Origin of the sequence: Burkholderia stagnalis, assembly GCF_902830275.1 — a bacterium.
Taxonomy (GTDB): domain Bacteria; phylum Pseudomonadota; class Gammaproteobacteria; order Burkholderiales; family Burkholderiaceae; genus Burkholderia; species Burkholderia stagnalis.
In genome coordinates this window covers 283,219-296,351 of the sequence record NZ_CADESW010000006.1, presented here as the reverse complement: position 1 = coordinate 296,351, position 13,133 = coordinate 283,219, and the positions used below count along the sequence as shown (strand labels likewise).

Annotated in this window: 14 protein-coding genes; 2 read left to right on the top strand and 12 right to left on the bottom strand. The window is 61.0% G+C overall.

Features of this window, described 5'->3' with window-relative positions; all coding sequences use genetic code 11:
- Positions 1-92 precede the first annotated feature (92 nt).
- The 3 genes from HWY45_RS14035 to HWY45_RS14025 form a co-directional block, all read right to left on the bottom strand.
- Positions 93-749, bottom strand: coding sequence for a hypothetical protein (locus tag HWY45_RS14035; protein WP_059881991.1), 657 nt, complete (start codon positions 747-749; stop codon positions 93-95).
- Between the two features lie 66 nt (positions 750-815).
- Positions 816-2,579 (bottom strand): hypothetical protein, encoded by a 1,764-nt coding sequence (locus HWY45_RS14030; protein WP_059881990.1) that lies wholly within the window; start codon positions 2,577-2,579, stop codon positions 816-818.
- Between the two features lie 102 nt (positions 2,580-2,681).
- Positions 2,682-3,035, bottom strand: coding sequence for a hypothetical protein (locus HWY45_RS14025; RefSeq protein WP_059881988.1), 354 nt, complete (start codon positions 3,033-3,035; stop codon positions 2,682-2,684).
- Positions 3,036-3,100: 65 nt separating this feature from the next.
- Here HWY45_RS14025 and HWY45_RS14020 point away from each other — a divergent pair, with 65 nt between their 5' ends.
- Positions 3,101-3,358, top strand: a complete 258-nt coding sequence (locus tag HWY45_RS14020) for a helix-turn-helix domain-containing protein (protein WP_081069767.1) — start codon at positions 3,101-3,103, stop codon at positions 3,356-3,358.
- Positions 3,359-3,367: 9 nt separating this feature from the next.
- On the opposite strand, the gene HWY45_RS14015 is transcribed toward HWY45_RS14020, so the two are convergent.
- The 9 genes from HWY45_RS14015 to HWY45_RS13975 form a co-directional block, all read right to left on the bottom strand.
- Positions 3,368-3,667: a hypothetical protein gene (locus HWY45_RS14015; protein ID WP_059881986.1), complete on the bottom strand. Its 300-nt coding sequence runs from the start codon at positions 3,665-3,667 to the stop codon at positions 3,368-3,370.
- A 127-nt stretch (positions 3,668-3,794) separates the two neighbouring features.
- The gene (locus HWY45_RS14010; RefSeq protein ID WP_059881984.1) at positions 3,795-4,601 is read right to left on the bottom strand and encodes a DUF4942 domain-containing protein; all 807 of its coding nucleotides are present in this window, start codon (positions 4,599-4,601) and stop codon (positions 3,795-3,797) included.
- A 63-nt stretch (positions 4,602-4,664) separates the two neighbouring features.
- Positions 4,665-5,747: a hypothetical protein gene (locus tag HWY45_RS14005; protein WP_059881982.1), complete on the bottom strand. Its 1,083-nt coding sequence runs from the start codon at positions 5,745-5,747 to the stop codon at positions 4,665-4,667.
- The gene (locus HWY45_RS14000; RefSeq protein ID WP_059881980.1) at positions 5,744-6,676 is read right to left on the bottom strand and encodes a recombination directionality factor; all 933 of its coding nucleotides are present in this window, start codon (positions 6,674-6,676) and stop codon (positions 5,744-5,746) included. The genes HWY45_RS14005 and HWY45_RS14000 overlap by 4 nt, the downstream gene beginning before the upstream one ends.
- A 65-nt stretch (positions 6,677-6,741) precedes the next feature.
- Entirely contained in the window at positions 6,742-6,981 is a 240-nt protein-coding gene (locus HWY45_RS13995) for a hypothetical protein (RefSeq protein ID WP_059881978.1), read from the bottom strand.
- Positions 6,982-6,994: 13 nt separating this feature from the next.
- On the bottom strand, positions 6,995-7,990 hold the full coding sequence (locus tag HWY45_RS13990; RefSeq protein WP_059881976.1) for a YqaJ viral recombinase family nuclease: 996 nt from the start codon (positions 7,988-7,990) through the stop codon (positions 6,995-6,997).
- A gap of 76 nt (positions 7,991-8,066) precedes the next feature.
- A complete protein-coding gene (locus HWY45_RS13985) occupies positions 8,067-9,035 on the bottom strand; it encodes a DUF932 domain-containing protein (RefSeq protein ID WP_059881973.1) in 969 nt (322 codons plus the stop codon).
- A gap of 95 nt (positions 9,036-9,130) precedes the next feature.
- Positions 9,131-9,598: a hypothetical protein gene (locus HWY45_RS13980; RefSeq protein WP_081069766.1), complete on the bottom strand. Its 468-nt coding sequence runs from the start codon at positions 9,596-9,598 to the stop codon at positions 9,131-9,133.
- Positions 9,591-9,740, bottom strand: a complete 150-nt coding sequence (locus HWY45_RS13975; RefSeq protein WP_155631878.1) for a hypothetical protein — start codon at positions 9,738-9,740, stop codon at positions 9,591-9,593. Before HWY45_RS13975 ends, HWY45_RS13980 begins: the two co-directional genes overlap by 8 nt.
- A 293-nt stretch (positions 9,741-10,033) precedes the next feature.
- Here HWY45_RS13975 and HWY45_RS13970 point away from each other — a divergent pair, with 293 nt between their 5' ends.
- Positions 10,034-13,096, top strand: a complete 3,063-nt coding sequence (locus HWY45_RS13970) for a BPTD_3080 family restriction endonuclease (protein ID WP_150998972.1) — start codon at positions 10,034-10,036, stop codon at positions 13,094-13,096.
- Positions 13,097-13,133: the final 37 nt, after the last annotated feature.

Genomic DNA, 13,133 nt, shown 5'->3' with positions numbered 1-13,133 from the left:
TACTGAGGCGACGAGGCGCGCCTTGCGGCTCGCCTCGCTATATCCGCAAGTTATTGCGACGTCGGTGTCGGAGGGCCGTGCTGCACGGCGCTTTACCGGTCCTCTTGCCAACCGTTGTCCGTCTTCGTCATGGCGATTTTGCCGTTGAAGGTTTCTTCAATCCCGTCCGCATACTGCTCGACAGGCTCGTTCCCGTTAAAGAAGTTGTCGAGCAGCGACGAGTTGACGTTGGGGCAGCTTTGTCGCATGGCGCGCTCCATAGCCGCCTTGGCTGTTCGCGGTGCGTTATTCACGAGCTGGTCGCCCCCGAGAAGGAGCGGCATGACCTTCTGATAGTCGGCCCAGCCGTCCTGGTGGGCGACTTCATACGCGGCGGCGTCCTGCCCGGGGTTCGCCTGCATCCAAGCCTGTTGATCAGCTTTCCAGGCGTTCTCGACATCATGCGCATGTGCGAGTTGCTTTTTCAGGTTGTCGACCTCCTCTGCGTACTTTTCGCTGGCATAAGCCTTGATGTCGGGCGTTGGCTTCATCGACACCGTGTATTTCACGTCTACGAGATAATGACCATCGCCCTGCGGCGTACCGTTGACTTTCTCGAAGTGGTCGATCGAAAGGTATTCGCAGCCTCCCAGGGACGCTTGGATGGCAGCCTTGGCGTCGCTGTCGGAAGGGCCGTTCGAGCAGGCTGAAAGCGCCGCGGCGGTGACGATCGCGAGGGTTGTCGTGGCAAGTCGGCTGGATTGTTTCATGATGTCTGGTAGTGATGGAATCGCTCCCGAGGGAAGGCCGTCGGGAGCGAAAAAGGACGCGCGTCCTTATGGGTTTTGTTGGATGCTCAGGCTCGCGGCCGCGGCGCGCATGGACGTTGCGATAGTGTCGGTCGTCGCTGACGGGAACTGAGCGGCGGTCATCGGCTGATTGGCCGGCAGCATGAAGCCGCCCATGAGCTTGCCGTTCATTAGACCGACGACGAGCGAACCACCAGCGTTGATCACGTTCTTGATGCCGTCATCGATCGGCACGGTTGGTGCGCCAACGGATTTCGGCAGGCCGATCGTGATGACGTTCGCATTGCGCGAATAGACGGACCAACTGCCCGTAACCGGGAACGAGAGCGGTACATTGCTGTAGTTACATCCCGACTTGCCGCTTTTGACCACTTGAGCGACACCGCCTTCCTGAATGCTTAGCAGCAGGCACCCGCCGGCGATGTCCGTCTGCGTCCCAACGGCCTGTTGCACCGTCGTGTAGGTCGTCGCCGGGTCGCCGAGGCTGTACAGAACAGAGCCGTTGACGACCGTCGACGAGTTCACGTCTGCGCCGTTGATCCAAGGCATACCGAGCCCTTGGTTGACGAGCATCAGGCGATCGTTCGAGTAGGCGGTTGTAGCAAGGTAGGCGGTCGTCCCGGACGGGAAGGTGCCCGTCATGGCTCCGCGGACGGGATTGCGGTAGTCGATCTGCAGCGCGCTCGAGAGCGGTTGGCCGCTGACATCGATTGTCCGATAGGTGACCGTGACAACGTCCCCCGTGTTCGGGTCGGTGCCGACGAGCTTGGAGCCGACTGTGGATAGGCTGTACGACGGATGCAACTGCGCAGCCGTCAGCCAGTTCGTCCATGTACCGTCCGCTTTCATTAGGTAAGCACCGACCCCAGCGTCATTGGACAACCACGAACCACTGAAACCCGCGTCGTAGCTGCCGACCGGCGAGGCCGCCGACCAGGCTCCGTTGCTCTGAACCTCTTGCGTAACCGAAAGCGTCGAACCCGAGAGCGTGACGTTTTCGCGAACAGGCGAGAGCGCCGCCGAAATGCTGCTTCCGACGATGAACTGCGAAAGGTCTCCATCAACGGTATAAAGCGGACTAGCGAGTGCCGTCGTCGCATCGACCAGCGTGCTATAGGCTGGATTAGTGAGCTGTGCATCGACATCGGATTGCTGCACGCCGATCACCGACCCTTTTGCAGCGTACGCGTTCATGGTTGCCTGCACTTGCGACCACGAGATCGGCCCCTGGCCGGCGAGCGCCGTCATGTGACTGACCATGCTAGCGGCAGTAGCTGCCGTGCCTGTGTCGCCGTTGCCGACGTAGTCCGCATTCGGATCAACGCTGCTGCCGATGAGGTTCTGCACAGCTGTGATCGCGTCCGCTTGCGACTTCCCGGCCTTGAGCTGCGCGACCACCATCGTCGTGAGCGGCGTGACGTTTTGCGAGTTGCCGGACACGATCGCCGACATCGCGAACGTGCTGGTGAACTTGTTGCCGCCGTCGGTCGTGTCCGAGGTGACGAGCACGTCGACCTGCTTGCCGGTTACGTTGCTGGAAACGTTGAGGGTGTAATTGCCGCTGGCGTCGGTCGTGGTGGAGGGCAGGCTGGGATCGCACGCACCGTGACCGTTATCGAAGCAGACAGTAGCGCCTGCCAGGTAGCCGTCGATCGCCTTGCCCGTGAGCTGGGTATTTGTGGTGACTGTCGTCGTACTGGTACCAGATCCTCCACCGCCCCCGCATGCCGTGAGCGCCGCTCCGACTGCGACGACCGATGCCAGCTTGGCAAACCCCTTGGTATGGCTCATTTTCACCTTTTCATTTCCTTTGAACGACGCTCCGCTGAAGCGGGAGCGATGCTTTGATTGCCCAAACGACATGCGCGGCTCATGCGCGATCGCGCTAGGCAGCTATCGGTTGCGCACCCCCGGAAACCGTTCTTCGTCCTTGAGCTGTTCCCAACAAGCGAGAAAGACTCGCCGGCTGATGACGCCCGTTTGACGTAACGCCAACAGACGCTGTCGCCTCTCATGCATCGGGTGCGACTCGTCGCCGACGGCTTGCCACACCGCAGTGATGAGTGACCGCCAAACGGCGCGCCGCCGATAGATGTAGACGCCTGCCGCAATCGGCCCCGCGCAGGCACAGGCCAACAGCCAACCCTTGAGTGACGTTCCGACGCAATTGACCCCGAGGCATTGCATATCTGAAGCGATGCCCAGGGCCGTCGCGGCAGACGCTGCGAACCACAGACTCATGAACATGGTTTCTCCTGAAATATAACGTATACGGATGTGGAATATCCTAGATGCGGATTTAGTATTTTTGGATGGCCCATCCCCTTCACGATCCTCGTTATCAGCGCATCGCAACGCTCCTGACGGAGCTGCGCAAAGCACGCGGACTGCTTCAGCAGGACGTGGCCGACCGTATCGGCCGCCCGCAAGGTTTCGTATCGAAGGTCGAAAGCGGCAGTCGTCGCTTGGACGTAATTGAACTCCTTGCTTTCCTGGGTGCCCTAGAGGCAGACCCACACGACTTTATCGACCGACTCCTCGAGCGACCAATGTCCTCGCTGCCTCGTTGATGTGCCCTGTCAGTAGTCGCCCGGCAGCAAAAAGGTCGTCGTGCAGCGATCGGCTTCCGTGATAAGCCAGACCGTACGGCCGCCGGGGAGCGTGTAGCTCGACAGAATCCTCCGGCCGGTCGTGATTGCGGCATCGTTTTGTTCTCGATCGGAGTCGGGCAGATCGCCCCAGTCACCGCTCATGTGCCGGATCAGCAGATCGACGATCGAAATGCGCGCGTCGGCGATAACCTCAAGCGCGCCGGGCGTGGCGAGAATCCGGCCGAGCTTGAAGCGCGGGCCGGCGCGATGAACCGAAGAAGAGTCCAAGATAAGTTTCTCCAGAATGTGTGGTCGAACACTTGCCTCCGGTCGTCCCGGATGCTTGCAGGTTGAAAGAGAAGGGGAAATGGCTGAGACGCGATGCGCGTCCGAGGACTGCGCAGGAAGTCGTGGACTACCGGGCTTCGGCGGCGAGCGCGTTCGGGTAGTGTTTGGCGAGGATGCGGTTCATCTGTTCGACCAAGTCCGGCCGCTTGAACGTCAGGTGAGCGTTGCCGTTTTTAAACCAGCGTAGGTGGAAGTAGTCATTTTCGGCTTCCGTACGTCGGTTCTGGCGGTCGCCCGCGACGAGCACATGCGCGCCGTGTCGATGATCGGGCTCGGGCTTGCCATCCAGCACGAAGAAGACGCGAATCAGATCGTCTAGCTTGTCGGTTGCCCGATAGTTGAGAAAGCCACCGCTGAACAGGTACTTCAGGATGATCCTTCTGCCGAACCGGAAAGGCTCGTTGGTCTTGTAGTTCCACGATAGCTGCCTGAAGCATTCGAGTACGCCGCGTTCAAACATGTCGCCGCGCGCACCGTAAAGCTGCGTGAACGTGGCCTCGATGTTGGCCGCGGTGAGCTCAGGGACGTCGCCTTCGGCAATCTGGCTACTCCATTGCTCGCGGGCTTTCGAGTCCATGAATGTTCGCAAGCCCGACTGCGATAGCAGGTAGTCCCAACCGCGAATGTCGATGATCCGCACCATGGCGGCTTCGGCCTCGTTGCGTTTTGCGTACTCTCCGGTAATGGTTGGTCTGCCGCGACAGCCATAGCTTTCGTCGAGCACAAGCCGCGGGAACCCTAGATTGGCGGACTTCGCGAGCTGTTGGGCTTCGCCCAGCAGATCCAGCGCGGCGCGCACGCGCTGCACGACTGCGGCACGCTGATTGCCGAGATTCGCGATGCTGATACTGGGGACGAGATCGTTCGAGTCCATGTTTCATGACGATGAGAAAGGGATGGAAAACGAGGCAGCTAAGGCCGGGCACCAAGCCCGGCCTTATGCCGTCGAGGAGATTGCGGCGAGTTGGCGGCGTAACTCCGCCGCACGCCGCTGCGCGCAACGTAAATGGCGGCGGATATCAGCGACCGTAGGACGTACCAAGCCGGCCGCGACATCCCGGGCGAGTTGCGCTAGGTGGTCGTCGATGGGAACGGCGGCCGGTAACGCCGTAACCCGGTCGCACGGCGCGTCACTGCTGGCCAAACTGCCGTGATCGAGCGCCGAGGGATTGCTACGCAGGGTCTCGCCGCCGTGACTTGCGGCGACTGGTGTTGCCACGGGTCGAGCCACGTCCGCGACCGAGGTGACTACCGGGGGAGTCACGTCAGCCGTCGCGGTGACTGTAGAGCGTACTGCCGGCGTGACTCTCATTGCAGCGAGGTTCACTGCCGGTAACGGCGACCGAAGTGCGACCGTCCACAAGAGGCATGCGACGCCTTCAAGGACGGCAGCAAACCCGAGACCGGTCAGCAGATCGACGTGACCAACCGTCGTGCCGAGGAACGCGGCAAGTCGCGCCGTGACTGGATCGACGAGTTGCCTGTCGCGCTGTGTCGTGATTCGATCCGTCGCGGCCTGCTGACGTCGGATCTCATCGGCTTCGGCGTTCAACGCATCGACCTTGGCGGCGAGGGTTACGCGCCGCCCTGCCAGCGTGACGCAGTTACCCGCGCAGTACCGCGCGTTGGCTGACGCGAGCTGCGCGGTCACGGCGGCGCGCTCTACCATGACCGCCGTGAGACTGCGGGCAGAGGACGGCGCTGGATCTGCTTGCACCGTCGACGCCCGTTGCTCGCCTGCATGCTGCTGTGCGAAAGCAAAGAACCCCGCGTGCCCGTAGCACGCCGTCGCAAGACACGCCGCCCATAACAGGCTACCCACGCCCCGAATGGGTATTGGTGTATCACGGATCAGAACGGGTAACAGATGCGCGCTTGTGACGAGCACGGTGCCGATCGCGATCCAGATCAGTCGTTCCGGTAACGTCCCGCCTCGCTGCCAGCCCGCAAGAATCGACAGACTGAGCGCAGTCGACGTCGCCAGGACCGCCAGTGGGAGCGCCCGGTGCCGTACGTTCATGCTGCCTTCCCCTCGAGCAGCACCGCCTTGCGCTCCAGCTTCTCGCGCAACGTCGGCGCAGCCGGGCTCGGTGCTTCCGGTACCGCCGGTGAGGCACGATCCGTGTCTCGCAGCTCCAAGGGTGGAAAGAACTCTTCCGCCACCGCAGTCTGCTCGTCCGGGCTATCTTCGAACGCACCGTTCGCGAACCCCGCGCCGGCGGCGGCATCGAGCGCAGCCTGGTCGAAGCCGGCTGCCCGGCGTCGTGCGTCGAGTTCCTTCGCTTCCACCAACGCCTGCTCAAGCGTGCTGCCCGAACGAATGCCCAGATCGACGTAATAAATCGGCGCCCTGTAACTTTGCGCCGTCGACTTGCCCCTGAGCACGAGCTGAAGCGGTAGGCAAGCGAGAAGGTTGCCTGATACGGCGTTGAAGTAGTGCAGGCGCGCCGCTAGCGTACGGATCGAGTTCCAGGATGTCGTGCGCAATATGAACGACGAAAGCTGGTCTCCTTCCTCGTCATCAATGAGCACGTTCAGCCGTGCGTAAGGTTTGCAGCCGTATTGCTGGCCGAAGGCGCAGCCGTCCGGCGACGGGCACGGTAGGGTCTCGATTCCGCTACCATCCACACAGACTCGTCGGCACGTTTCGCCGTTGCCAACGCACACGGGTCGCCCCGTGTCGCGGTCGAACAGCGAATAGTCCGCACGCAGGTTCAGGTCCGGGCTGTTGAACAGCATGCGTACGGGAATCGCGCGCAGCTTGCCTGAAGTGGCCTTGCGTAACCGCTCGTTCAGAGGGTGCATAAGCCATTCGCCACGCTGCTGCACCTGGGTCGTCAGCGTGAACTGGTCGTCCGCGGCGGGCACGCGCTTGCCGTTCTTCTCTGTCACACGGCCAATGGAGATGCGACCCACAACGGGCGGAGTGAGGGAAAGTCCCTTGAGCATGTTGGTCCTTGAAATGGGTAAGTGATGTTTACGCGCCGCCGGCGATGAAATAACCGCTGCGACGGCTAGCTCGCGAAGTGGGCTTCCAGCTTTTTGTGGATTTCTCGTGCAACGGCCTGCCACGCTTCTGCGCTGACCATCGGGCGATCGCCGAACTGCTGCTTCAATGCTTCGGGCGGCATTGCGGCGATGTGGCTGGCGTGCTTGCTCAACGCGTCCATTACGAACGTCTGTGCGAGCGCACCGTGCCGCGAGAAAGTCATGATTGCGGTGAGGCAGTCGAGATTCGTGTTTCTCCTGTGCATGAGCGGACTCCGTTCAGGTGGACAAAAGGAAGCGCCGGGCCCCGGCCTTCGTGATGGCGTACTGCATTTCGAACTCGGGGTGATCGGCGAGCAGCCGTTTCAGATCGACGGTGGACGAATCCCGGCTGCGTTTGAACGACACCGAACCTGTCTCGAACACGGCGTGCGCGGCCTCGCCCATTGCCTGCTGGATCGTCTGCTTGAGCTGTGCCTCGATGGCCTGACGCGCTTCGATCTCGGCCCGTACTGCAACGAGGTCGGCGAACACCGACGACAGGCGCCGGTCATCCGTAAAGTCCACAGTGCCGCCGTTGCCGGGATACAGATGCCGCAAGGCCCGGTCTGCCGACTCTGAGCCGTCCGCTGGTGGTGGCGTGTCTGTTTCGACGTAACGCCAAAAGCGCTCCTCAAGTTCGATGAGCCGGGCAATCACGGCGTCGTCGCGTTCGACCCGGAATACTTCGAGAGCCTGACCGCAGAGCAGAACGGCAACATGGGCGGCCGTCTTGCCCGTCACCGCCAACTGATGCTGTACTTGCAACTCGACGTACTCGGGGACGCCGTCGCGCCACAATTGCGCACCGTGCGCTCCGGCGGTCTTGCATTCGAGGATCTGGACATCGCTCGCCCCGACGATTTCCCTGTCGATGTTGGCGAGCATCCACGGGATGGTCGGATGACGCAGAACCGCGTTGATCTTACGCACGCGGTTGCCGGTGACGCGCGTGTAGACAGCAGCGACAATCGGTTCCAGCAACGTCCCCCAATAGGTGGGCGAAGTAGTATCGTCCGGGGCCGGACTCGGCATGCCGTCGGACCTTCCGGTCTTGTCGACCCAAAGCGCCAGGGGGCTCACATAAGGGCTCAGGCCGACGGCCGCGGCTGCGTCGGAACTGCCGATTCCGGTGCGGCGCACGGAGAGCCAATCGTCGCGGCTCAGGTCTCGCGTCTTAACGAGCTTGAGCGCCGGCCGGCCTGTACGTGGCCTCTCAGATTGAACTGCTGTCATAGTGCCTCGCAAAACAATGCGGCCCGGCAGGCGAAGCTGACCGGGCCGAGGTTGAGGGGAAACGGGCGGCGCAGGGTTACACGACAAGCTTGAGCGCTTCGTCCCACGCCCGGCCCTTGAGGGTGGCACCCGAGCCGAACCAGGCCGAATCTCGTCGGTTGTCGTCGCTGCGAGCAAGACGGATGTGGTCGACGTACTCCGTGGTTGCGTTGAGAACGCCCCAGAGCGTGCCTCTAGCTGATGCAAGGTCCGCGCCTTTTCCGCGTCCCACGTAGAGCTGTCCAATCGCTTTGATGGCCCGCTCATTGACCGCGAGTGCTTCGCGATTGGCGGCGCTGGGAGCCGAATAGGTGAGCACGCGTCGCAGGAAGGCTTCGACCGCAGAGTCCGACAGCTTGTACTCGGATAGCGCCTTCATTCGAGCTACAAATGCATCCCACGAGGAGGTCGCAATTCCGAGTTGTCGCTTTACGGCCTGAGCATCGAACTGCGAGCGGTGACCAACCTTCACAGCGCCGGCCGAGTTCCCCAGCGCAACCTGCAGCGTGTTGTTGCACACGACACGAATCGATGTGTGCTGTGCAGTGGTCGCGAGGGTACCGTCGCAGGCGGTCGCGAGCAGCAGATAGCCGTTGACCGTATCCTTGCCTTTTAGCGCGACGGACTGCCCGGTGCGCGCGAGCGCCCAGAGTTTCTTGCCGTGCTTTAGCACGCCCGCACTTTCAAGCTCGAACCCCGAGTGCTCGCTCAGGTCCCGATAAAACTCTAGGATCTCGGACGGCTGTACGACCGCATAGCGCGACGAGACGACGGACAGGGGAGCTTTGGTGTCCGAGCGATACAAGACTTTTTGCTCGGGGAAGGCGTGGATCGAACCAAGGCTCTTGTTCCCGGGTGCGACGAAACGAACTTCAGCTTCTTCGATGCTCCAGTCCATGCCCGCGGCGCGCTTCCAAACTTCGAGCGACTGCTTCGGGGGCAGGTGGTTGCCGAGGCCGTGCCAAGGCTTCTCACCGGCAAACGCCATAGTCTGTACGAGGTGCACTTTTTGAACTCCTGTGAATAGTTGACGGCATAAAGCCCGACGTAGCGCCGGGCAGGGCGAAATGGAAAAATTGAGGAGGCGGTAGGTGGAACAGGTCAGCCCGGCCGGACGGTGAAAAGCCGACCGCACGCAACGCATCTCCAGTTATTGAGGACCGTGTGATCGAGTGCTTCGCCAAAAGCAGCTCCCGTTGCGCACCCGGCCGCGCCGGCCACGAGGCCCGCGAGAACGGCGCCAGCGACGCCGCCACACATGGCGCCGATGGGGCCGCCGAGCGCACCGATCGCGGCGCCGGTTTCGGCGCCTGATAGAACCGCCACTGCGCCGCTAGTGGCGCCTGCCGCAGCGCCGACGGCGCTGCAAACGCGCCGTGCGATATGGCGTTGCTCGGTCCGGAGCGACGAGCACGACGGGCACGGCCAGACCAGTCCCTTGCCAGGGCGAAAGCGCGGCGATTCGTCGTCCTCGGCTTGTTCAGGCGGTGGCAGACCGTGCAGATGGCGCGGCCACGCGTCGCCTTCTTCCTCCTCGTTGTAGGGAAAGAACGAGGGACGGTCACGCATGGATGGAGACCTCGCGCATACGGCTATAGGCATCGCGCTGGACCTTGCCCACGTATTTGCAATGGCAAGCGGCAAGTAACGCGCCGCCGAGGAACGCTAGCGCGAAGGCGGCGAGAAATTCGAGGGGAGATATTGGCAGCATCGCTGACCTCCTGAGGCAGGTTCATCCGTGCGGGATTGCCCAGACGGAGCGGCCGTTGCTGGCCGGGCTCAGCGTGGTGATATGTAATTGAAAGATTCTTCAATGCGCTCGGACGGAGCGCGGATTCCGGCTTTTCGCGTCTCTCGGTGTAGTCGCCGCAGCTTGCAGTCGCCTTGCCAAACAGAAACACGCAGCAGATCGCTTCGGTGAAAAAATAAGACCGAATCACCGATACATTTACAATTGGCAACCTTGGCCCTCGAGAAGGGCTGCTGGATCAGGCAATCAAAAAAATGAGCGACCAGTTCTTTGACGGACCCATTCTGAACTCCCCATACGAGTATCCGGCCCTGCACTGGGAACTGGATGCCACCGGCCAGCCGACCCAAAGGATCATCGAAAGCCGCCGCCGTGCGGACTTCATCACTCCGATCCCCAAGCCACGCAAGGCCAAGGGCAGTCAAGCCAGCTTGCTCTTTGACGAAGGGAAGGGCCTAACCAGCAGTGAGCAGGCGTACGACCACACCGCCGTTATTAACGCCGTCCGCCAGGAAGTAGATGCGTGGCGAAAGCTGCCGCCATCACAATGGAAGGTGACGCCCGAAACGGCCCGCCTGCTGGAACACTGGCGTAACCACAAGTTCGCCGGTGTGCGCCCCTTTTTCTGCCAGGTTGAGGCGGCCGAAACGGCGATCTGGCTGACCGAAGTCGCGCCAACGGGCAAGAATGGCGAACGCTTCCTCGATCATCTGAAGAAGGCCAATCTCAACGCCAATCCCGGCTTGATGCGATTGGCACTGAAGCTGGCCACCGGCGCGGGCAAAACCACGGTGATGGCTATGCTGATCGCTTGGCAAACGGTCAATGCCGTGCGTCATCCGCAGAGCAGGAAGTTTACCCGCGGTTTTCTGCTTGTTGCGCCGGGCCTGACCATCCGCGACCGTCTGCGCGTACTGCTGCCCAATGACCCGGACAGCTACTACGCCAACCGCGAGATCGTGCCGCGCGATATGCTGCCGGACCTGGATAAGGCCAAGATCGTCATCACTAACTACCATGCTTTCAAGCTGCGCGAGCGCGTAGAACTGTCCAAGGGCGGCCGTCGCTTGCTGCAGGGCCGTACCGGCATGGAGCTGGATACTCAGGAAACAGAAGGCCAGATGCTCCAGCGGGTCATGCCTGAACTTATGGGAATGAAAAACATTCTCGCCATCAACGATGAGGCACACCACTGCTACCGCGAAAAGCCAGCAGATGAAAGCGACGAGGACATTGCTACTGAAGACAAGGCCGAGGCCGAGGAAAACAACAAAGCGGCGCGGCTGTGGATTTCAGGCTTGGAAGCGGTAAACCGCAAGCTCGGCCTGCAACAGGTGATCGACCTGTCGGCCACGCCGTTTTTTCTTGCCGGCTCAGGCTACGCCGAAGGCACGTTGTTTCCGTGGACGATGAGCGATTTCTCGTTGATGGATGCCATCGAATGTGGCATCGTCAAGTTGCCGCGCGTGCCGGTGTCCGACAATATACCCGGCGCAGACATGCCCATCTACCGCGAGTTGTGGAAGCACATCGGCAAGCAGATGCCGAAGAAGGGACGCGGAAAGAACGTCCAGCTCGACCCGCTCGCTATTCCGTTGGAATTGCAAACTGCGCTCGAAGCGCTGTACGGCCATTACGTCAAGACGTACGAAGCATGGAAGCTGGCTGGCATCAAGGTGCCCCCATGCTTCATCGTGGTGTGCAACAACACCGCCACTTCGAAACTGGTGTTCGACTACATCTCCGGCTTCGAGCGAAAAAATGCCAACGGTAGCGTGAGTTACGAAATGGGGCGCCTGGAACTGTTTCGCAATTTCGATGAACACGGCACTCCGCTAGCCCGCCCCAACACCTTGCTAATCGACAGCGAACAACTCGAATCCGGGGAGGCATTGGATGACAACTTTCGTGGCATCGCCAGCGATGAAATCGAACGCTTCCGCCGAGAAATCATCGAGCGCACCGGCGACCGCACACGCGCTGAGGCCATTACCGATCAGGACTTGCTGCGCGAAGTAATGAACACAGTCGGCAAGGAGGGCCGCCTCGGCGAATCCATCCGCTGCGTGGTGTCGGTGTCCATGCTCACGGAAGGCTGGGACACCAATACAGTCACCCACATTCTCGGTGTGCGTGCTTTCGGTACTCAGTTATTGTGCGAGCAGGTGATCGGCCGCGCGCTGCGCCGCCAGTCCTATGAGTTGAACGAACGTGGCCGATTCGACGTGGAATACGCCGACGTGTTCGGCATCCCGTTCGATTTCACTGCTCGGCCCGTGATCCCGCCGCCGCCGAGACCGCGCGAAACGATCGTGGTGAAGGCGCTGCGCCCGGAACGCGATGCGCTGGAAATCGAATTCCCGCGCGTGCAGGGTTATCGCGTCGAGCTACCGGAAGACCAATTGGAAGCGGAGTTTAACGATGACCACACCTTGACTCTGACTCCCGATCTGGTCGGGCCTTCAGAGACGAGGAACGCCGGTATTATTGGCGAATCGGTGGACTTGAACCTCAAGCACCTTGGCGACGTGCGTCAGTCCACGCTACTGATGGAACTTACCAAGCACCTGCTGTTCCAGCACTGGCGTGAACCCGGTCAGGATGCGCCGATCAATCTGTTTGGCCAGCTCAAGCGTATCACCCGCCAATGGCTGGATAACTGTCTGGAGTGCAAGGGTGGCACCTATCCGGCACAGTTGATGTATCGCGAGCTCGCAGACATGGCCTGCGAACGAATTACCAAGGGAATTACTACCCGAGAGCTGGCCAAGGGCCGTCAGGTCAAGGCTATCCTCGACCCGTTCAACCCGACCGGCAGCACTGCGCATATACGCTTCAACACCTCACGTGACACTCGCTGGGAAACCCTCGGCCCACCGCCGAAGAACCAGGTAAATTGGGTGATCTTGGACAGCGATTGGGAAGCGGAATTCTGCCGCGTCGCCGAATCGCACCCGAAAGTGATTGCCTACACCAAGAACCACAATCTGGGCCTGGAAGTGCCTTATCGCTTTGGCTCACAAAACCGAATCTACATCCCAGATTTCATCGTCAAGGTCGATGACGGGCGCGGCCCAGTCGACCCGCTCAACCTGATCGTGGAGATCAAGGGTTATCGGCGTGAAGATGCGAAAGAAAAGAAGTCCACGATGGACACCTACTGGATTCCCGGCGTAAATCACCTGGGATCGCATGGCCGCTGGGCCTTTACCGAATTTGGCGACGTGTATGAGATGCAGGACGACTTCGCAGACAGGGTAAAAGTGGAGTTCGAGAAGATGCTGCTTGCTGCAACCGGAGACCCGGTTGAGTCGTAGCCCTTAATCCGAAAACTTGTCGGTAGCGGAAGATATC